Here is an 18,748-nt window from a genome sequence, read left to right on the forward strand (position 1 = left end):
AAAACCTCGATCGCCGGTAAAGTTACTACCGTTGTCGAGCGTTTCAAATCACCCAGGGGGAGTATGGCGGATCGCTGGCCGTCGTGGGGACGGTGCTCGATACGCTCAGCGGTGGCGACGTGCTGCTCGCCGACCGCGTCTACGACAGGGATGCCTGGCGCCTCGAGATGGCCGCGCGCGGTGCTCGCTTCCGCCAAAATCTGGATGTGCTTTACGAGTCGGTGAGCTATAAAGCCGCCTCGATGCTCGCAGAGGCGTTCAGGCAGGAGCCCGACCATGATCAAAATGAGCGTCTACTATCCGGCCGCTGGCGGCTCGAAGTTCGATCACGACTACTATCGCACCAGCCACATGCCACTGATCCAGGAACGGCTCGGCGATGCCTGCCTGCGTTACGAGATCGAAAAGGGCCTTGCGGGTCGCGAACCTGGAAGCGCGCCGCAGTTCGTCGCGGCGTGCCACATCTACTCGCCGACCCTGGGGACATTCCAGGAGGCGTTCGCTCCCCACCGCGCGGAGATCGTCGCGGATGTCGCCAACTATACGGACATCGCGCCCATCGTACAGATCAGCGAAATCGTTGGAGGGTAGGGGCCTTCGGCGCGTCAGGCGTAGCCTTTGAACTTTCCGGGATCGGCAGGAACATATGGTTGCCGTTGAAGCGAAAACGACCTTGCTCTTGCCAAACTCGCTTGGGGGCTCACCCTGCGTTCGCGGTGGAAAACATGCCACTTGTCGAGGGCGGTGCTTGGTACTCGTCCATTGCTCTTTGCAAAGCGATTTGTGTTCCGATGAAGAGAGTCGCCGGCCGCAGCGTTTTGCAAGTTGCTATCTCGCTGGCGAAGGCGGCGGCCTTGGTCTTGGCTTCCGGCCTAACATCGTTGTCGGTCACGATGAAGCCGAGATATTCCTCCCAATCCACATATCCGTTCGACGCCGGAAATTTGCTCTTGTACATCTCGGCTTTGTAATAGCGAACCATGCGTCGCTTTTCGAAAAGGAGGAAAGCAATCCAGAATTTAATTGCGCCCCATAGATTTAGGCCCACGGGCATGAGCCAGAGGAAACCGAGTGTTGCCATGAAAACGAAGGGCGCCTCAATCCCGTTCGCCACCAAAGTAGCAAGAATTGCGATGCCGACGTCGAGGACCATGAAGAACAATAGAGTTAGTATCCACCTCATGCTGCCGTCGCCATAAGCATATCCCCACACCCTCCGGCTACAACTGCTGCATTTGAAAAATCGTAAGTCGACAATGCGGATGCGCGCTCCAATCACTCCGCACAGGTGTTGATGCCGTCCCTGACTATGAGCGCCCACTTGGGGCCGAGTGTCTCGCGAGCAGAAAGCGCGTTTTCGCTGCCCGGCTCACCATCTTTGAACATGTGGACAGCAAGGTCCTGATTGTGCCCGCCAGCCACGAATGTCGGGCCGGGATTGTAGACTGTATTGCCAGTGTAATAGCCGGTGTTTCCGTAAACAGTCGCGCTGCCCGTCGTGGTATAAGATCCGGGCATCTGGACAACGCGCGTCGTATCGGCGCCAGCTTGGCCGACGATGACATAACTGTCATAGCCCGCCTTGATCGTCTCGATCGCAGCTTGTTTTCCGGCAACCTTCATCGCGCCCGTGTCTCCACAGATCGGAGCGGCGCGCGTCTTGATGATGATTTCGTTTTTAGCGGTACGCATCGAGCTTGACGCCGCGCAGGATGACAAGGCGCCGGCTGCCAGCGCGAGCAATATCGGTAGTCTCATGAATCTCCCCATGCCTCTAGAGCCAGCGTAAAGGCCGGTTGTATTTTAGCAAGAGGAATTGATGGAAGGTGAAGAATAAGTCGGCCTCACAACTCACTTTACAGACAACACCGAAGGCAGCCGGCGGCAATCCGACACTTGCCGCGGACCCCGACTTCGCCTGACGCCTTATCGACGCATGTTATTCGGCGCGATGGTTAAATCCCCGACCCATCGAGCTGCTGGGCGTCGTCGCCTTCCCAGGGGGAGGGCATCGAGAGGCGAGCGAGATTGGCCGAGGGCATCGGCATCCAACACTTCAATTCCGGCTCGGCATATTCGATGATCTGCCCGGGCGAGGAATCCGAGGCGCGCCAGCCTTCTGCGCCAAATTGATCGCCATGCGACCAATAGGCGAGGTCAACTTCTGCCGGCCCCTGTTCGGACGGGCGGATGGTGACCAGGATCCGACTGCCGTCTTTCGGTGCGCTGGCCATGCTGCGCCAGCGGTCTGCCTCGTCCATCGTTTTGCCTCCTGCCTTGCTGCAGGTGCAACTGTCGCCTCGCCAACGAAGGCGGTCAACTCAAACTTTGGGGGGACCGTTCGCTATCCCTGGCGGTTTAAGCTATCCTGACGTTCCGGATGGAGGATTAGCGCATGGCGAAGCTCGTCTTCGGAATGAACATCTCCCTGGATGGCTATGTCGACCACCAGAAATTTGCGCCCGATCCCATCCTCTTTCGCCATTGGATCGAGCAGGCGCGCGGTCTGACCGGGAGCCTCTATGGCCGCCGCCTCTACGAGGTGATGCGCTACTGGGACGAAGACCGTGCCGAGTGGACCCCGGAGCTGCACGACTTCGCGCTTGCCTGGCGGCGCCAGCCGAAATGGGTCGTGTCGCGCTCGTTGACCTCGGTCGGGCCCAATGCCACGCTTATCAAGGAGGACATCGAGACGGCGATCCGCGGGCTGAAGGCCGGGCTTGCCGGGGAGATACAAGTCGGCGGGCCGGAGCTTGCGGGTGGACTGACCGACCTCGGCCTGATCGACGAATATCGGCTCTACTTCCACCCCGTCGTGCTCGGCCGCGGCAAACCGTTCTTCACCGGCCCGAGGCCGCCACTCCGCCTTGTCGCCAGCGATCTGATCGGCGGGGATGCGGTGCGATTGACCTATGTTCCTGGTTGAGCGGTAAATGTGCGAGGGCGCGGTGAGGCGGCAGTCACGAAGATTGACCAAATGCTTCTGCGTCGTACCTGCAGTCGCCCCGACGCGGCCAGATGAGGAATGGCTGCGGTCCGCGATACCATGCGTGACATCAATGCGCGCTGCGCGATAACATATAAGCCCATTCAACCCACTTTGAGGTTGAGTAGAGCAAGAGATCAGGCATAGTCACGGAATGCTCGATCTCTCGTTTCCTTGGCCCATCGGCCCCATTCCCATAGCCGTGACGGTCTGGGCGTCTTATGGTCTTTACCGTGCGGTTGTAACACGCGACGGGGTTACGTGGGCGTCAGTGGTTTCAGTTCTGGGGCTGGTGGCGTTCATGGCAGCACTAACTGCCCAAGTCGTAAAGCCCGTTATCCACCAAACGCTTTCCCTGATAATAGCTCAACGTCTTGGAACGAGTGCGTGCTTCCTGCTCGTCAAGATATTGTCGTCCATTCAAAAACCGAAACCGAAACCGCAACCCTCTCTCAGGCGTCCCGACGTGAAAGTGTTTCGCGGCATGGGCATCTGCCTAAGCTTCCTGATTGTCATTGACGGGCTTTTCTTTTTATTCTCTGACGCCGGAAAGTGTAAACATTTCAGCGGGTATATGGCTAGTAAGTGTGCTGGCCAGGAATTATTTATTGGAATTCATGACCTTCCAGTGGAGATCTATTTTGCAGTTGTCCTGGGAGTTCCTGCGCTGGCCGGACTAATTTTAGGAATTTGGATGCTGTTTAGGACAACTGGCCTTCCAAATGCGGATGATAAGCCTTGATTGCGCCGGCAAGCGGCCCCTCGCTTTTTCCGGCGCTGAACAATACGCACGATCTTGCCTGATCCAACCTGAAGAGCATCCGATGATCCACGAATTGCGCATCTATACATGTCTGCCGGGGAGGCTGCCGGCACTGCAGCAGCGTTTCGAGACCGCGACGCTGGCAATCTGGGAACGCCTCGGTATCCGCTCACTCGGCTTCTGGACGACGATGATCGGTTCTTCCAGCAACGATCTGACCTACCTCCTGGAATGGCGGTCACTGGCGGAGCGCGAGCAGAAATGGGCCGAGTTCATCGCCGATCGCGAGTGGCAGGAAGCGAGGGCGAAGAGCGAGGCGGATAGGCCGATCATCGCCAACATCGCCAGTTCGCTGCTGCAGCCGACAAGCTTCTACCGCGGCTTCTCCAAACCGTCGGAATAACGGCCAGAAACTCCGCATGCAATTGATTGAGACGTGTTTCGGATGGGTTTCGGCGCGAGTGCGAGCCGTCATCCGCAAATGGCGCAATCTGCACGAGGCGGGCTTGCGCCGGGACCGCCGCGATCTCGAGCATCAAGCGGAAACATGAGCATCGCCGAACAGCGCAGCCATTGTCCGTTGAGCCGCAAAGAAGAAACGCCAGGGTGTCGCCCTGGCGTTTCGGTTCAGGCGACCAGGCCCTTGGTCAGCTCCAGCGCCTGCCGCTCGAACAGCCGGCGGTAGATGCCGTCGGGGCGGCGGATGAGCGCCTGGTGGTCGCCTTCTTCGACGATTTCGCCCTTGTCGAAGACCAGCAGCCGGTCGAGCGCCCGTACTGTGGACAGGCGATGGGCGACGACCAGTGTGGTGCGGCCGTCCATCAGGCGTTCCATCGCCTGCTGGATCTGCACTTCGCTCTCGCTGTCGAGGCTGGACGTTGCCTCGTCGAGGATCAGGATCGGCGCATCGGCGAGGAAAGCGCGGGCGATAGCGACGCGCTGCCGCTCGCCGCCCGAGAGTTTGACGCCGCGTTCCCCCACCATCGTCTCATAGCCCTTGGGAAGGCTCAGGATGAAGTCGTGGGCGCTCGCCTGTCTCGCCGCCTGCTCGATTTCACGCCGCGAGGCATTCGGCCGGGAATAGGCAATATTCTCGGCCAGCGTGCGGTGAAACAGGATCGGCTCCTGCTGCACGATGGCGATCTGGCTGCGCAGGCTGGATTGCCTCACCTCGGCGATATTCTGCCCGTCGATGCGGATCGAGCCCGAATTCACGTCGTAAAGGCGCTGGATCAGCTTGACGAAGGTCGTCTTGCCCGAACCCGAATGGCCCACAAGCCCCACACGCTCGCCCGGTTTGATGGTGACCGAAAAGTCATCATAAAGCGGGCTCGGATGCGCGCCATATTGGAAGGTGATGCGATCGAAGACGATCTCGCCCCGGTCGATTGCGATGGGGGTCGCGCCCGGCCGGTCCTCGATGCCGAGCGGCATCTTGTCGAGCAGCACCAGTTCTTCCATGTCGTTGACGGCACGCTGCAGATTGCGGATGTCCTGGCCGACATTGCGCAGATAACCCTGCAGGACGAAGAACATCGCCAGCACGAAGGTGACGTCGCCAGGCGTCGCCAGACCCTGCTGCCACATGATGAGGCCCGTGCCCAGAATGCCGGCCTGCATGGAAACCATCATGAAGCCCTGGATCGTGCCGCTCAATGTGCCGCGCTTCCACGTCCGCCGCGTGCGGCTGTCCCACGTGCCGAGCACGCGGCCGAGCCGGGTCTCCTCGCGGTTTTCGGCACCGAATGCCTTGACCACCGAGTTGCAGCTGATCGCATCGGCGAGCGCCCCGCCGAGCTTGGTATTTCAGGCATTGGCAAGCCTTGCCGCCGGCGACACGAAGCCCATGGAAAGCGCCACGGTGACGCCGATATAGATCAGCGATCCCAAGCTGACGATCAGCCCCATGACCGGCCAATAGCTGCCGAGCACGATGCTGGCGCCGACCAGCATGACGATCGACGGCAAGAGGGCGACCAGCAGCAGGTCGTTGAGCGAATCCAGCGCCCACATGCCGCGGGTGATCTTGCGCACCGTCGAGCCGGCAAAGCTGTTGGCGTGCCAGTCGGTGGAGAAGCGCTGCACCTTGTGGAAGCCGCCATTGGTCACATCCGCCATGGTGCGCAGCGTCAGCCGGATGATGCCGTTGAAGATGAAATAGCGCAGCGCCACGCTGGTGAAGCCCAAAGCGACGACAATGACGAAGGCGCGAAGCGCGCTGTCGGCCGGATTGCCGCCGGCGATGGCATCGACGATCTGGCCGGAGTAGACCGGCACCATGACTTCGGCGAGCGTGCTTGAGATCACCAGCACGATGATCAGACCCACCAAAGCAGGCCGGTGGCTCCAATGATGAAAGATAAAGCCGAGCACGTTGCGATAGGCATCGGCGCGGAAATCGAGCTTCTTGCGAGTCATTTGAACCAACCCGGCCGCATATCGGCAACCGGTCCTCAAAATCGAGAGTTAAATGGCACAGCCCAAGCGGGAGACAAAATGATCCCGTCAGATCATCGGGCTATGAAGGGAGTGAAAACCGCATGTCGGGCGCGCTCGAGGCGGGCCGCGAATGGAAATGACCTAGTGTCGGTTCATTCCGCACGGGAGGATTTTGGTGATTGCTGATGATGTCATGCAACGCCTCCCTTTTGTTCGATCTGACGCGGTGAGCCTCTTGTAGCGAAGGCGAACGCCGTTGCCAACCGGGAAATTGCAACCTGACAGAAAGTGATGCGAAAACGACACAATCTGTAACGTGCAGGTTTACGCGCCGCCGTTTGCAGCCGGGTTCGCCGAGCCGATGCCGGGCATGTTATGGCAGACGCGAAAGGTCGGTCGGCTCCGGTTTTGCGCCGGCTGCCGTCAGCATCGCGTGGACCTGGCCGCGGTGATGGGTCTGGTGGTTGAAGAGTTCGATCGCACAGTTCGCCTTCGGCCTCTCGACCCGCGTTGCGCCGTCGCCGGGATACCAGACAAGCATGCCGTCGAGCTCGGCGTCGCGCAATCCTGCCGCCCAGGCTTCGATTTCGATGTTGCGTTGCAGGCGCAGGCTCTTGAACGCATCCCAATCCGATGGGCTTGTCAGCGAGTGCGTGATGGTTTCCTCGGGCCGCTCATTGCCCGTCAATCGCGCGAGGATCAGGGCGTCGGCCCAGTAAAGATGGTTCAGCGTCGCGGCGATCGATTGGAAGAACGCCCCTCGATCCTTCCAGCGCTCCGCATGCGTCAGCCCGTCGGCGGCGGTGACCAGAGAGGTGTTCTGCCAGCTGTTGTAGCGGGCCATGAGTCGGCAATAGTCGGCGGAGATCATTGTCTCGGGCTCCAATGGTTGGTGATGTTGGGGGAGGGTGGCGAATGAGGGGAAGACCCATGGAGCCGTTTGTTCCCCGTCGCTTGCGATATTCACAGGTGGCCCGAAGGGCCGGATGAGGGGGCCGCACGGCACAGCGTCAACGATGATCAGTCTATCCCGAAACAGCATCGTCGCAAATGCCTGATGACATTCTTCGTTTTCGAGGGACGCCAACTCATGGCGCAAGTCGTCATGTCCGTTTCTGACGCACTCCGACGAAGGCAGTTGGCTGCTGTCTACCCATTGCCGCCATCCGTCGCTGAATTTGCCGCTGAACTCACCCCACCCTCTGTCCTCCTCGGGCTTGACCACCAGCGGGGTCATGGATCCCAGGCTCAGGGCCTAGGATGACGGAGATTGGGGGTGCGTTCTCGCCAAACTCAGCCGTCAGCCTTGGTCTATCTTGCTGCGCTGCCATTACACGGCATTGCATCGTTTCCTTCGCACGCCTCATCTTGGCGGCGGCTCGGCGCCGTTTTCCCCGACAAGCTCCCAAATGTCGACCTTCTCGGCGCGTCCCTTGACCGGGGCAAGGCCGAGGGGGCGGAAGGTGAAGCGGTGGGCGACGGCGTCGCGGGTGGCGGCGCTGACCAGGATCGATGTGTTCAGCTCCTTGTTCATGCCTTCCAGCCGTGACGCCACATTGATCGTATCGCCCATCGCCGTATATTGCTGGCGCGAAATCGCCCCGAAGCTGCCGACGACGGCCGGGCCGGTGTGCAATCCGAAGCGCGTCAGCAACTCCGGGCGGCCATTTCTGAGATTGGTTTCGTTCAAGCCGTCGACCGCCGCTTTCATGGCCAGCGCGCATCGACAGCCATGTTCGGCATGGCTGGTATCGTCGACCGGGGCGTTCCACATGACGAAAATGGAATCGCCGAGATATTGCACGACGGCCCCGCCATTGCGCTCGGCGATGGTGTTCAGCAGTTCGAAATAGGCAGAAAGCGTGTCGACCACCTCTTCGGGCGAATGTTGTTCCGAGATGGTGGTGAAGTCTTTGATGTCGGTGAACAGCACGGTCACATCCTGTCGCTTCGCCTTGACGATCGTTCTCGTCTCGGGATTGACGATCCGCCGGACCACTTCACGCGGCACATAAAGCGCAAACTGAGCGATGGCATGACGGCTGGCCGCCAGCGCGTTTGCCAGCGTGTTGATCTCGCTGATCCAGGAGTGGGACATCGGTTTCTCCCCCACATCCAGATCGCCGATCCTGCGCGCCTCGTCGGCCAGCCGATAGAGCGAGCGGCTGACCATGCGCGACAGCATCACCGAGGCGCCGACACCGGCGAGCACGAAGGCGGCGGCGATGAAGAGGTTGCGCACCAGCAGCCGATTGGCCTCAGCCACCAGGTCCTGCAACGGCACGACGATGGCGGCCTCGCTGCCCGTGAACAGGCCAGAGACGCTGACGGGGGCGATCTGCACCAGATGGGTTTCACCATCGAAATCGACCCGTGCCAGGCCGCCGCCGGCAAAGGCCGGATCCTGCCTGAGCCGCGCCACGGTTTTAAGGCTCGGGTCGAAACCGTTTGCCGTCGTGGCAAAGGCGCCTGATGTTCTCGACCACAAGGCGATGATCCTGCTCATGATATCAGGGTCGGAATGGGCGACGAGATTGCCGTCGGCATCTAGGATATAGGCCCGCGCCCGCGGCGAGATCTCAGCTGCGTCGAGCAGCCGGCTGACGGTCTGCAGGTGAATGTTGATGCCGAGCACCACCTTGCCATCGTCCCGCATCGGGGCGGCGATCGTCAGCGTCGGAACGTTCAGCGTTCCGGTGATATAGGGTCCAACGGAAACCGGCGCGCCGTCTTGAATGACGGATCGATACCAGGGGCGTTGCCGCGGATCGAAGGATGTATCCTCGATGGTCCGCTCCGCGATCAGCTTTGCGTCGCTGTCGAGAAAACCGAGCGTCGAGATGATGTCGGCCGCTGGTCGCCGCGCGATCATTCGGATCGCGAAAGCCGTACCATCGGGTGCGGCAAGCGTCTGGCGGATGTCGCGCCGGGCCGTATTGATCACCTGCAGGTAGGAGCCATCGGGATAGCCGGCGTAAACGCTGGTGGCATTCGGGACGGTTCGCAGAACCTCCTGAAAGAATTGCTGTTTTGCCTTGATATCCTGAGGCGGCGGGGAAACGAGCTGCGGCAGGGTGGAGGCCAGCGCCACGGCCTCGGTGCCGCTCTGCAGCGTATTCCGGTACCCCTCGATCAGCCGCAAGCTCATCGCGCGCATCTGCTGGGCGCCAGCGCTGACCGCAGCTTCGCTTCCGTGGCTGAATGCCATCCAGATGATCGGCGCCGATGTGCACAGCAGTGACGCGACGACCAGGACGCCGAGATGCAGTCTGAGCGGTTTGGACCAGCGCACGCGATCTCCCCCGAAATGCGGACCCGTCTCAGCACGTGTAGCGCAATGCCCGTCCGGCATGCGCTAGCCAACGATGCCAGCTAACTGCTTTTTGCAGGCTTGCACAAGCTAGCCGTCGCTGAGTTTGCCGCTGAGCTCACCCCACGCTCCGTCTTCCTCGGGCTTGACCCGAGGATCCACGCCGTCTCCACCCGCGCGACCATGGATTCCAGGCTCAAGGCCTGGAATGACGGAGGTTGGGGCGGGATTTCGCCAAATCCACCGTCGGCGCGCTTGACAGTCCGGCGGCTAAGGAGGCGGAGCAGAGAGGGGCCGAAGACGCGATGGTACTTTGCCCTTCCGCCGTCTGTTTCTGAGTTTGCCACTGGGCTCACCCCACCCTCCGTCCTCCTCGGGCTTGACCCGAGGATCCACGCCGTCTCCACCAGCAGGGACCATGGATTCCAGGCTCAAGGCCTGGAATGACAGAGGTTGGGGGCGTGTTTTCGCTCAAGGGTTATCTGGCGCAATTGATGGGAAGAGATGCCTCTGCGCTTTACCGCTGAAACTCGGCATCATGAGCGCTTTTCAATGCGTCGCACCCCCAAGCTCTTTCGTCGCGCTCGATGCCCACTCCTGCACCTGCCGTTCGGACATGGGCAGGTCAGGGACTTCAGTTTCAGCGAGAGACCTCAGGCTCGCTCCCTCCAGCTTTGCGATCGCCTCCTCAACGTCCGAATAGATCTCGGTTCCCGGAAGACAGCCCTGCTTTTGGATATATCCCAAAAATCGTGGACGCATCGGCTTCGGCTCCGCCCCGCAATATTTCTCCGCCAGGACATGCATCATCAGCGCGTATTCGATTCCGATGAATCGCAACTCGATCGGTTCGTTCGGTTTGAAACTGTTTCGGCAAAAATTTGGAGATGCGGCATTGGCGGCAGCGAGCGGCACGCAGGCGAATATTACGCCGCAGACATAACGAAGCAAATCACTTCCCTCCCATATTTTTCAAGCGCGACGAATTTCATTGTTTGGGAACGAGGCCGTCGAGCAGGAAGTCGAGGCCTTTGCTGAAGGCGCCGTCCCAGTCATTGTCCAGTAGCAGCCGGGAGCGTTCGATTGTCGGGTAGTGCTCACTGAGACTTGTGAGGCGCTGCTGCGCGGCGGCTCTGTCGTCGTCCGATAGGTCGAAGCTTGCCCGGGTGGTGGTGGCGCCGATCACATAGTTCCAGAGCGACCAGATCGCGACGTTCAGATCGGCGTCGGCCACGCCGGCTCTGGACAGGGTGCTGCTCAGCAGCTCCAGGCGAAAAAGGATGTTCGGGCCGAGCGCCCGGCGCGGCAGCAGCGCTGCCGACCAGGGATGGCGGAGCATGCCGGCGCGCCAGTCTTTCAGCATGTGAACGACTTCGCCGCGCCAGTCCTCAGACGCATCGATTGGCGCCGGGCCGTTATATGCGAGCACCGAATCCAGCGCCAGATCGAAGACCTCCTCCTTGCTGCCGACGTGCCAGTAAAGGCTCATCGCACCGGCGCCGAGGCGATCGGCCAGCCGGCGCATCTTCAATCCGTCAATTCCTTCGCTATCCAAAAGCTCGACCGCGGTCGCGACGATCCGTTGCAGCGAGAGAGGCTGGTCACTGCGCGGTTCCGGCCCGGATGGCGGAGGCACTTTGCGTTCAGATTGCTTGCTCTGCCCGCCGCTGCGTTTGGCTGCCATCCGTTTTCCCTACCGATCAGAATGCCGATTTAAGCCGACAATCCAATGAATGTCGATCCTGGCGGATTGACTCGTACGACGTACGATGCAAATTTATCGTACGCTGTACGAGTCAATCGTACCGGCGGTAAATCAACTGCCGGCCGCGGCGAGGTGGCCCGCAGTTCTCAACGCTCAAGAGAAAATCATGTCACGCGCAATCAAGCATCTGCTCATTGGAGGGCTCATCATCATGACTATTGGAATTCCGGCTGCGGCGACGGCCAACGAGACCGATCTGAAGCTCACCATCGTCAATCCGAAAAACCTCTACGACCCCTCGCCGAACGGCTACAGCACGGCGGTGATCGTGCCCAGGCAAGGCCGGCTGGCCTATATTTCCGGGCAGGGCGGCCAGGACAGCACCGGCGCCCTGTCACCCGATTTCGCCGTCCAGGTGAAGCAGGCCTATGCCGATTTGCACACCGCCCTCGACGCGCTCGGCGCCAGGCCCGATCAGGTCGCCAAGCTGACCGTCTTCGTGGTCGATCACGACATGGCGAAGCTTCAAGTGTTGACGGAAAACGTCAAGGCGATGTTCGGCGCAGCCCTGCCGGCGCAGACTTTGATCCCGGTTCCCAAGCTGGCCATCGACCCCATGCTCTTCGAGGTCGAAGCCGTCGTCGTCTTGGACTAGGCATACTGAAGCTCGACAGCCTTCGCCTGCGCGGCGGTTGACCAGGGATGGTCAATCCGCCTTCAGTTGCTCGGGAAGCTGTCCATAAGCCGTCAGAATGGACTTGATCAGCCCCGGGAAGCGTTCGTCCAGCTCTGGGCAGCGGGTTTGGTTGCGCATTTCCACGCCCTGGCGCTCGCTGCGGATCAGGCCGGATTCGCGCAGCACTTTGAAATGGTTGGACAGCGATGATTTCGGAATGATGCGGTCGCCGAGATCGGCGAGGGCAGAGCAGGTCCCGCCACAGCCGGCGGTGGCAAGCCTCGAAAATATGGCAACGCGCTCCGGATCGGACAGCGCATAAAGGATCGCCTCCGGCCGAATATCCTCCAGGGCTGGGTGAAAGAGCGGTCGCATGAATTTTATATAGCGCCCCTTGACATCAAGATCAACAGTTCCGAATTTCTGAACTATGGAACAAGCCGCCAATCCCGGCGGCTGTCCCGATCAGAAGGAATAACAGATGGCCAAGCTCACCGGAAAAGTTGCAGTGGTAACGGGGGCCTCCAAAGGTATCGGCGCGGCGATTGCCAAGGCGCTCGCGGCCGAAGGGGCAAAAGTGGTGGTGAACTATGCCTCGAGCAAGGCGGGAGCCGACGCCGTGGTCGAGGCGATCGGCGCGGCCGGCGGCAAGGCCATCGCGGTTCAGGGTGATGTTTCCAAGGCCGAGCAGGCGCAGGGCCTGGTCGATGCCGCCGTCAAGGAATTCGGCAAGCTCGACGTCCTGGTCAATAACTCCGGCGTCTACGAATTCGCGCCGATCGAGGAGGTGACCGAGGAACAGTATCGCCGCATCTTCGACGTCAACGTTCTCGGCCTTCTCCTGACCACCCAGGCGGCGGTCAAGCACCTCGGCGAGGGCAGCAGCGTCATCAACATCTCTTCGGTGGTCACCAGCATGGCGCCGCCCGCCTCCGCCGTCTACACCGGCACCAAGGGCGCCGTCGAAGGCATCAACAGCGTGCTTGCCAAGGAACTTGGCCCGCGGAAGATCCGTGTCAACGCCATCCTGCCGGGAATGGTCGAGACCGAGGGAACGCACACGGCCGGCGTCATCGGCTCGGATTTCCAGCAGGTCATCGTCGGCCAGACGCCACTCGGCCGCGTCGGCCAGCCGGACGATATCGCCGGGGTCGCGGTCTTCCTCGCTTCCGACGATGCCCGCTGGCTGACCGGCGAACGGTTGGCTGCCAGCGGCGGTTTTCGCTGAGAATTGAGCGAGGAGCGCGCGCTTTCTTGAGCCTGCGCATACCGGTATATCGGCACAAGGTTCACCACACCCTCCGTCGTCCTCGGGCTTGACCCGGGGACCCACGCCGGGCCTCTTCGGCCGTGGCCATGGATTCCAGGCTCAAGGCCTGGAATGACGGAGATTGGAGGACGCGACTGGCAGGGGGCGCAACGGCGCTGTTACTCCGCCACTATTCTGGATTTACCACGCAACTCTCCCCACCATTGCTGGATTTGCCACTGAACTCACCCCACCAATCGTAGGGTTTGCCACGAGCCCACCCCAGCCTCCGTCGTCCTCGGGCTTGACCCGAGGACCCATGCTGAGGAAGGCGCGCTCAGGACGAAGAGGGCGCCCTAGGACCCGTTTCCTTTCAGCGCTTCCACAAAACGGATCACGTCACCGACCATGCGATCGTTCAAGATATCGTTGTGACCCGCACCGTCATAGATCAACATCTGCTTGGGCTCGGGTGCAATGCTGTACAACGCCTGCCCTGACGAAAGCGGGATGCTGTCATCAAGCCGGCCGTGGAGGAACAACTTCGGTTGTCCTACTTTGCCGATGTTGAGGTCCGAGCGAAAGGGATCCTTGAGAAGAAGCTCGACCGGGAGGAACGGATAATGCGTCTGCGCAACCGACAGAACCGACAGGTACGGAGACACAAGAATGACGCCCACGGCCGGCCTCTTTGCGGCGGTATTCACGGCAACGCCGGTGCCAAGTGACCGGCCCAGGACAACGATCCCGCTTCCGGCATGTGCCGAAAGCCAGTCGAACGCGGCGATGCCGTCTGTCAGCAGCCCCTGCTCACTGGGGGCGCCGGTCGATCCGGGATAGCCGCGATAGGAAATCGCCAGCAATCCAATCCTCCGCGTGGCCAGCGCCTGTGCGAGAAACGGGTAATTGTCGACGCGGTCACCGTTGCCGAAAAAGAGGAGCACGCAGGGCTTGTCGCTGTCGCCCTGGCTGTACAGTCCATGAAGCATCTCCCCGTCGGGCGTCTTGATGCGGACCGTCTCGCCCCAACTCGCCTGCTCCGGAACAGGTGTGGCGCCGGCTCCGGGAAAGAGCAGGGCTCGCTGAGAAAGATAGATCAGACCGACGAGCGCCACGTAGGCGATGGCCGCCATCAGCGGCAAGATCAGCAAGTACTTTGTAGCGCTCATGAGAGACTGTACCCGCCGGTTTGGCAATGCCCAGAACGCTTTGCGGTAGCCGCGGCCCGTTGCGGCGGGGTGTGCTCAGCGTCCCAGGGATTAGGGATGACGAAAGCGCTGTCTCGCTGATGAAGCGCTTTTAGCTGCTCAAATTTATGCCCTTGATCCGGCATCGCTCGTCTCCCGTGCGCGGTTGCGAAATGAGATTAGCAGGCGGGAAGGGGATGGAAACAGTCATTCAAGTCTTCTGGAGGTATTGGCGGATCTTATGGCCGGTGACGCCGACTCCCCTTTCCTCCAAGGAACAAAGTCCGCACGGCGAGGTTGGTATTGCGATAAAGAAAAGGACCATGGGAGGAACGCATGCGTAAATCTCTTCAATTCATCCTGGTCGGCCTGGCCAGCATGACCGGCTTGACGATCTCGCCGACGATCGCGGCTGCGCAGGATCTGGAATTGCGGGTCGGCCCCGGCGGCGTCGGGGTTTACGATCGCGATCGCGACCGTGACCGCTATGACGGATATGAACGCCGCGGTCCGCGCGGCTGCGACCCGGACGACGCGCTCGACATTGCCCGCGGCGAAGGACTTCGCCGGGCGCAGATCGTCCGCATGTCGCCGCGCAGCATCGTCGTCCAGGGGATGACGCGCCGCGGACCCGAGCGGATGATCTTTGCAAACCGGCGCGGTTGCCCGGAAATCTGATCCGGCGTCAGCGGCAGGTTGGACCGTCGGGTTTGAGAGCCCGGCGCGGAACCTTTGGGCGCGCCGGACATTGCTGCCCATGCAGCGCTCTGCACGGGTCGGCTGCAGTCTTTGAACCATGGGAGGATTCATCATGATGAGCGGTCAATTGAAGGCGCTTCTCGCCGTTCTTGCCGTTGCCGGCTATCAGAACAGAGACAAGATCGGGGAACTTCTGCGCGGCATTCAAAACCCGCAGCAGGCAGGCCCCGGAGGCCAGCCGCCGGGCGGGCTCGGCGGCATCCTCGGCGGACTGGGTGGTTCGGGTGGTTTGGGCGGTCTTCTCGGCGGGCTGACCTCCGGCGGCATCGTCAGCGGCGGTCTCGGCGATCTCCTCAAGACCTTTCAGCAGAACGGCCATGGCGACAAGATCGACTCATGGGTAAAACCCGGCCAGAACGCAGAGATCAATGACGGCCAGCTCGCCGAAGCTTTGGGACCGGATGTCCTGAACGAAATCGCCCAAAATACCGGCCTGTCGCATGAGGAGATCCTTGGCCGCCTGAGCCGCGATCTCCCCAAGGCCGTCGACGACCTGACCCCAGGGGGGAAACTGCCCACCGCCGAAGAGGACTTCTTGTCGTCGGCGAGCAGTGCGACCACGTCGTCGCGGCCGAGCGGCATCTAGGTTTGGGATCAGGGCGCGGGGCCGGGCAGGCAGCCGGCGCGCGTTTGCTGTGCGGGAGCGACGGGGAAGCGCAATTGCGCTGATAGTCCGGCATACCTCGCTGATTTGCCGCAGAGCCTACCCCACCCTCCGTCCTCCTCGGGCTTGACCCGAGGATCCACGCCCCAATCGGCAGCGGCATGGATTCCAGGCTCAAGGCCTGGAATGACGGAGATTGGGGGTATGTGGTGCCACACTTGCTGCCGGCGCGTCAGGCGTGAAGAGTGCGATTGGGAAGCGTACTTGCGCTTATACTCCGCCATACTTGCTGATTTGCCGCATAGCTTACCCCACCCTCCGTCCTCCTCGGGCTTGACCCGAGGATCCACGCCGCGCCCCCAATCGGCAGCGGGCATGGACTCTAGGCTCAAGGCCTGGAATGACGGAGATTGGGGGTGTTGGTGCCAAACCAGCCGATGGCACTGCCAATCAGCGACATGCTGGCGGTGTTCGCGTTGTTGTGGCGGTTCCGCTTCTAGCCTCCAGCCTTCTCTAGGCCACGTCGCTGCCCTGCCCAGCAATGCTCGAATCATTCGGCTCTACGGAGTTTCCGCTCGGTTCCGGGAGCCAGGATTTTCGCTCGGATAATGATGGCGACATGCCGAGCCAGATTGCTAGGCCGATCAATAACACGCCGATCAAGACGCCGATGATAGAGTATATCCAGATCATCCGCTCGCTCCTTTTGCGAGCATGCACCATACCACGGATGGCGTGTTTCAACAGTGGCGCGCAAGCGGGCAAACGACGCGCGGCGCGTTCTCAGTTCAGGAGCGACTTGCGAAGGAACGCGTAAACGCTGCGGATGGATTTTGCCGCGGCGTCCGGGTTGTATTTTTCGATGTGACCCAACACTCGCCTTCCCGCCGCGAACTCCGGGGCATCAAAATTGTGATAAACACCCTTGTAGAGATTGAGCTCGATCGGCGGCGCATCGTCGCCAACACCGGCAAGCCTCTTCCGGCATCGTTCAGCCGGGCTCCAATTGTCCCGGTCGCCGCTTAAAATCAGGGTCGGCACCGTCGCATCGCCCTGACTTGCCGCACAGACCGGATAGTAGGCGACCGCTGCCCTGAACTTGTGCTCCATCAGCTGTTCGTTGCCTTCGATCTTGGTTGCCTCCAGCGTCGCGGTGCCGCCCGCCGCAAAGCCCATCAGTGCGACGCGCCTGGTATCGACGAAGCTCGACTTCGATAGAGAATTCAAAGCGCCATAGGCGTCGAAGACGGGATCGGGGAGAGCGCTTCGGCATGTCTCCTGGATACTGCGGGTGGTGAAGCTGTCGACGACCAGCACGACGTAACCCCATGAGACCAGCCGTTTCGGCCAAAGGTCTTTGACGCTCGGCCGCATGCCGTCGCATCCAGGCATGACGACGACCGCCGGGAAGGGACCGTCGCCCTGAGGGCGGGATAAATATCCGAGCAACGGTGTGCCTGGCGGCTGGGAGAGAAATTCTCCCTGTTCAGCGGCCTTGCGGATTCGAAAGGGGCTGAGCTTGACGGGCGCGCTTTCGAACCGCACCAATTCGTCGGCCTCGGCCGGGTTTCCTGGGAGCCCGACGCCGAGAAGAGCGAAAAGGCAGAGAAAGAGTCTCGCGGTTTTCACTGACGCCTCCAACCGTTTGACCGAGAGCCCTATAATAGTACGCCGGACCTCAAAGCTTGGCAAAGCGGGTGGCGGCGGCGCACGATCGGAAACCGTTGATCACCGCCCGGCAAGTCGATTATGACTGCCGTAAATCCAAGCTGCGAGATTTGAATGCAGAGGTGAATTCGGCCAAGTCGATATCGGCCAGGCATCTCGATCGAGCCGATGACAGCGGCTAACGTCACCGAGCCACCATCGCGGATTTGCCACAGCGCTCACCCTTTGTTCCGTCATCCTCGGGCTTTACACTTGACCCGAGGATCCACATTGGTCTCCATCAGCAGCGGGCATGGATCCTCGGCTCAAGGCCGAGGAGGGCGGAGGTTGGGGTAGCCTTTTCGCCAACTCCGCCGCCGGAGCGCCGCAAGTCTGCCGCCAATTGGGCGTCCGGCAGAATAGAGTTCTAAGTTGACAGTCGGTCACGCTTGAAGGCGCTTGATCACCCCCCGGCAGGTCAGTTAAGACTACTGTAAATCCAAACTGCGAAATTTGAATTCGGAGGTGTGGTTGGCCAAGTCGATATCGGCCAGGCATCTCGATCGAGCCGATGACAGCGCCTAACGTCACCGAGCCATCATCGCGGATTTTCAGCAGTGCTCACCCCTTGCTCCGTCCTCTTCGGGCTTGACCCGAGGATCCACGTTGACCTCCATCGGCAGCGGGGATGGATCCTCGGCTCAAGGCCGAGGAGGACGGAGGTTGGGGTGGCGTTTTCGCCAAATCCACCACCGCAGCAGTGGGTGACATTCTGGCGTGCACTCCAAATTGACAAAACCCACATCAGCCCTTGATCACCCCCCGGCGGATCATTTATCACTACCGTAAATCCAAGCTGCGAATATTGATTCCGAAGGCAATGATCGACGATCAAATCGGTGTTGCTCTTCGATCGCATGCATTCGCCGAGGCTCCCCGGCCAGCGTCATCGAACGCCACCGCGGGTTTGGCACAGCCCTCACCCCTTGCTCCGTCCTCCTCGGGCTTGACCCGAGGATCCACGTTGGCCTCCGCCAGACGTGGGCATGGATCCCAGGCTCGAGGCCTGGGATGACGGAGGGTGGGGGGAGGTTTTCGCCAAACCTATCGGAGCTAAGCGTGCCCCTGCGGCAGCGTCGGCGTGGACACCGATTTCTCACAAGGAGAACTGCCATGGACGCTTCGATTGCGCCGGCCTCGCGGGCAGCAGCGGTGACCCCGAATGATAGTGCGATCGTCGGCGCGCGGGCGCTTTATATCGGCACGGCGGGCGATGTGGCGATTGCGCCGCGGCGGGATGTGGATCCGGTGGTCTTCAGGAACGTGCCGGCCGGGACGATCCTTCCGGTTCATGCGGCCATCGTGGCGCTGACCGGGACCACCGCTTCCAACATCATCGCGCTGTTCTGAGCTTTCAGAAACA

20 protein-coding genes and 1 pseudogene are annotated in these 18,748 nt (G+C 61.0%); 9 read left to right on the top strand and 12 right to left on the bottom strand.

Translation table 11 applies throughout. The features are described from left to right. The first annotated feature begins 276 nt into the window (after positions 1–276). Positions 277–591: an EthD family reductase gene (locus CO657_RS03775; protein WP_054181568.1), complete on the top strand. Its 315-nt coding sequence runs from the start codon at positions 277–279 to the stop codon at positions 589–591. Positions 592–700: 109 nt separating this feature from the next. Here the strand turns inward: CO657_RS03775 and CO657_RS03780 are convergent, their stop codons facing one another. The 3 genes from CO657_RS03780 to CO657_RS03790 all read right to left on the bottom strand — a co-directional run bounded on the left by CO657_RS03780 (position 701) and on the right by CO657_RS03790 (position 2,261). Further along, positions 701–1,153 (bottom strand): hypothetical protein, encoded by a 453-nt coding sequence (locus CO657_RS03780; protein ID WP_054181923.1) that lies wholly within the window; start codon positions 1,151–1,153, stop codon positions 701–703. A 122-nt stretch (positions 1,154–1,275) separates the two neighbouring features. Next, on the bottom strand, positions 1,276–1,743 hold the full coding sequence (locus CO657_RS03785; RefSeq protein ID WP_244429829.1) for a hypothetical protein: 468 nt from the start codon (positions 1,741–1,743) through the stop codon (positions 1,276–1,278). A 212-nt stretch (positions 1,744–1,955) separates the two neighbouring features. Continuing rightward, the gene (locus tag CO657_RS03790; RefSeq protein WP_003569638.1) at positions 1,956–2,261 is read right to left on the bottom strand and encodes a hypothetical protein; all 306 of its coding nucleotides are present in this window, start codon (positions 2,259–2,261) and stop codon (positions 1,956–1,958) included. Positions 2,262–2,395: 134 nt separating this feature from the next. On the opposite strand from CO657_RS03790, the gene CO657_RS03795 reads away from it, so the two are divergent. From CO657_RS03795 to CO657_RS03805, 3 genes are all read left to right on the top strand, one after another. After that, on the top strand, positions 2,396–2,926 hold the full coding sequence (locus CO657_RS03795; protein ID WP_054181569.1) for a dihydrofolate reductase family protein: 531 nt from the start codon (positions 2,396–2,398) through the stop codon (positions 2,924–2,926). A gap of 214 nt (positions 2,927–3,140) precedes the next feature. Then, positions 3,141–3,728 carry a hypothetical protein gene (locus CO657_RS03800; RefSeq protein ID WP_054181570.1) on the top strand — a complete coding sequence of 196 codons (588 nt, stop codon included), beginning with the start codon at positions 3,141–3,143 and terminating at the stop codon, positions 3,726–3,728. An 82-nt stretch (positions 3,729–3,810) separates the two neighbouring features. Beyond that, positions 3,811–4,152 carry an NIPSNAP family protein gene (locus CO657_RS03805; RefSeq protein ID WP_054181571.1) on the top strand — a complete coding sequence of 114 codons (342 nt, stop codon included), beginning with the start codon at positions 3,811–3,813 and terminating at the stop codon, positions 4,150–4,152. Between the two features lie 224 nt (positions 4,153–4,376). Here CO657_RS03805 and CO657_RS03810 read toward each other — a convergent pair. The 5 genes and pseudogenes from CO657_RS03810 to CO657_RS03830 form a co-directional block, all read right to left on the bottom strand. Next, a pseudogene (locus tag CO657_RS03810) lies at positions 4,377–6,167 on the bottom strand (ABC transporter ATP-binding protein). Positions 6,168–6,561: 394 nt separating this feature from the next. After that, the gene (locus tag CO657_RS38030) at positions 6,562–7,059 is read right to left on the bottom strand and encodes a DinB family protein (RefSeq protein WP_054181572.1); all 498 of its coding nucleotides are present in this window, start codon (positions 7,057–7,059) and stop codon (positions 6,562–6,564) included. A 492-nt stretch (positions 7,060–7,551) separates the two neighbouring features. Next, complete coding sequence (locus tag CO657_RS03820; protein WP_054181574.1) at positions 7,552–9,480, bottom strand: adenylate/guanylate cyclase domain-containing protein; 1,929 nt, start codon at positions 9,478–9,480, stop codon at positions 7,552–7,554. Between the two features lie 567 nt (positions 9,481–10,047). Beyond that, positions 10,048–10,449, bottom strand: a complete 402-nt coding sequence (locus CO657_RS03825) for a hypothetical protein (RefSeq protein WP_012556901.1) — start codon at positions 10,447–10,449, stop codon at positions 10,048–10,050. A gap of 37 nt (positions 10,450–10,486) precedes the next feature. Next, positions 10,487–11,182, bottom strand: a complete 696-nt coding sequence (locus tag CO657_RS03830; protein ID WP_012556902.1) for a TetR/AcrR family transcriptional regulator — start codon at positions 11,180–11,182, stop codon at positions 10,487–10,489. A gap of 187 nt (positions 11,183–11,369) precedes the next feature. Here CO657_RS03830 and CO657_RS03835 point away from each other — a divergent pair, with 187 nt between their 5' ends. After that, positions 11,370–11,858 carry a RidA family protein gene (locus CO657_RS03835; RefSeq protein ID WP_054181575.1) on the top strand — a complete coding sequence of 163 codons (489 nt, stop codon included), beginning with the start codon at positions 11,370–11,372 and terminating at the stop codon, positions 11,856–11,858. 51 nt (positions 11,859–11,909) lie between these two features. Here CO657_RS03835 and CO657_RS03840 read toward each other — a convergent pair whose 3' ends face one another. Further along, positions 11,910–12,254, bottom strand: a complete 345-nt coding sequence (locus CO657_RS03840; protein ID WP_003587953.1) for an ArsR/SmtB family transcription factor — start codon at positions 12,252–12,254, stop codon at positions 11,910–11,912. Between the two features lie 106 nt (positions 12,255–12,360). On the opposite strand from CO657_RS03840, the gene CO657_RS03845 reads away from it, so the two are divergent. After that, positions 12,361–13,107, top strand: a complete 747-nt coding sequence (locus CO657_RS03845; RefSeq protein WP_054181576.1) for a glucose 1-dehydrogenase — start codon at positions 12,361–12,363, stop codon at positions 13,105–13,107. A 377-nt stretch (positions 13,108–13,484) separates the two neighbouring features. On the opposite strand, the gene CO657_RS03850 is transcribed toward CO657_RS03845, so the two are convergent. Continuing rightward, complete coding sequence (locus tag CO657_RS03850; RefSeq protein ID WP_054181577.1) at positions 13,485–14,297, bottom strand: alpha/beta hydrolase; 813 nt, start codon at positions 14,295–14,297, stop codon at positions 13,485–13,487. Between the two features lie 354 nt (positions 14,298–14,651). Here CO657_RS03850 and CO657_RS03860 point away from each other — a divergent pair, with 354 nt between their 5' ends. Both CO657_RS03860 and CO657_RS03865 read left to right on the top strand, forming a co-directional pair. Beyond that, entirely contained in the window at positions 14,652–14,993 is a 342-nt protein-coding gene (locus CO657_RS03860; protein WP_003587948.1) for a hypothetical protein, read from the top strand. Between the two features lie 133 nt (positions 14,994–15,126). Beyond that, on the top strand, positions 15,127–15,660 hold the full coding sequence (locus tag CO657_RS03865; RefSeq protein ID WP_054181578.1) for a YidB family protein: 534 nt from the start codon (positions 15,127–15,129) through the stop codon (positions 15,658–15,660). A gap of 531 nt (positions 15,661–16,191) precedes the next feature. Here CO657_RS03865 and CO657_RS03870 read toward each other — a convergent pair. Both CO657_RS03870 and CO657_RS03875 read right to left on the bottom strand, forming a co-directional pair. Beyond that, positions 16,192–16,371 carry a Z-ring associated ZapG family protein gene (locus CO657_RS03870; protein ID WP_245292937.1) on the bottom strand — a complete coding sequence of 60 codons (180 nt, stop codon included), beginning with the start codon at positions 16,369–16,371 and terminating at the stop codon, positions 16,192–16,194. A gap of 90 nt (positions 16,372–16,461) precedes the next feature. Continuing rightward, the gene (locus tag CO657_RS03875; RefSeq protein ID WP_054181579.1) at positions 16,462–17,307 is read right to left on the bottom strand and encodes a dienelactone hydrolase family protein; all 846 of its coding nucleotides are present in this window, start codon (positions 17,305–17,307) and stop codon (positions 16,462–16,464) included. 1,191 nt (positions 17,308–18,498) lie between these two features. Here CO657_RS03875 and CO657_RS03880 point away from each other — a divergent pair. Continuing rightward, positions 18,499–18,735 (top strand): spike base protein, RCAP_Rcc01079 family, encoded by a 237-nt coding sequence (locus CO657_RS03880; protein ID WP_054181580.1) that lies wholly within the window; start codon positions 18,499–18,501, stop codon positions 18,733–18,735. Positions 18,736–18,748: the final 13 nt, after the last annotated feature.

The sequence above is a fragment of the Rhizobium acidisoli genome, from assembly GCF_002531755.2.
In the GTDB taxonomy this organism is placed as follows: domain Bacteria; phylum Pseudomonadota; class Alphaproteobacteria; order Rhizobiales; family Rhizobiaceae; genus Rhizobium; species Rhizobium acidisoli.

Coding starts and splice junctions, on each gene's coding strand:
- CO657_RS03775 (WP_054181568.1), top strand. CDS start 277: ATGATCAAAATGAGCGTCTACTATCCGGCCGCTGGCGGCTCGAAGTTC.
- CO657_RS03780 (WP_054181923.1), bottom strand. CDS start 1,153: ATGGTCCTCGACGTCGGCATCGCAATTCTTGCTACTTTGGTGGCGAAC.
- CO657_RS03790 (WP_003569638.1), bottom strand. CDS start 2,261: ATGGACGAGGCAGACCGCTGGCGCAGCATGGCCAGCGCACCGAAAGAC.
- CO657_RS03795 (WP_054181569.1), top strand. CDS start 2,396: ATGGCGAAGCTCGTCTTCGGAATGAACATCTCCCTGGATGGCTATGTC.
- CO657_RS03800 (WP_054181570.1), top strand. CDS start 3,141: ATGCTCGATCTCTCGTTTCCTTGGCCCATCGGCCCCATTCCCATAGCC.
- CO657_RS03805 (WP_054181571.1), top strand. CDS start 3,811: ATGATCCACGAATTGCGCATCTATACATGTCTGCCGGGGAGGCTGCCG.
- CO657_RS38030 (WP_054181572.1), bottom strand. CDS start 7,059: ATGATCTCCGCCGACTATTGCCGACTCATGGCCCGCTACAACAGCTGG.
- CO657_RS03830 (WP_012556902.1), bottom strand. CDS start 11,182: ATGGCAGCCAAACGCAGCGGCGGGCAGAGCAAGCAATCTGAACGCAAA.
- CO657_RS03835 (WP_054181575.1), top strand. CDS start 11,370: ATGTCACGCGCAATCAAGCATCTGCTCATTGGAGGGCTCATCATCATG.
- CO657_RS03840 (WP_003587953.1), bottom strand. CDS start 12,254: ATGCGACCGCTCTTTCACCCAGCCCTGGAGGATATTCGGCCGGAGGCG.
- CO657_RS03845 (WP_054181576.1), top strand. CDS start 12,361: ATGGCCAAGCTCACCGGAAAAGTTGCAGTGGTAACGGGGGCCTCCAAA.
- CO657_RS03850 (WP_054181577.1), bottom strand. CDS start 14,297: ATGAGCGCTACAAAGTACTTGCTGATCTTGCCGCTGATGGCGGCCATC.
- CO657_RS03860 (WP_003587948.1), top strand. CDS start 14,652: ATGCGTAAATCTCTTCAATTCATCCTGGTCGGCCTGGCCAGCATGACC.
- CO657_RS03865 (WP_054181578.1), top strand. CDS start 15,127: ATGATGAGCGGTCAATTGAAGGCGCTTCTCGCCGTTCTTGCCGTTGCC.
- CO657_RS03870 (WP_245292937.1), bottom strand. CDS start 16,371: ATGATCTGGATATACTCTATCATCGGCGTCTTGATCGGCGTGTTATTG.
- CO657_RS03880 (WP_054181580.1), top strand. CDS start 18,499: ATGGACGCTTCGATTGCGCCGGCCTCGCGGGCAGCAGCGGTGACCCCG.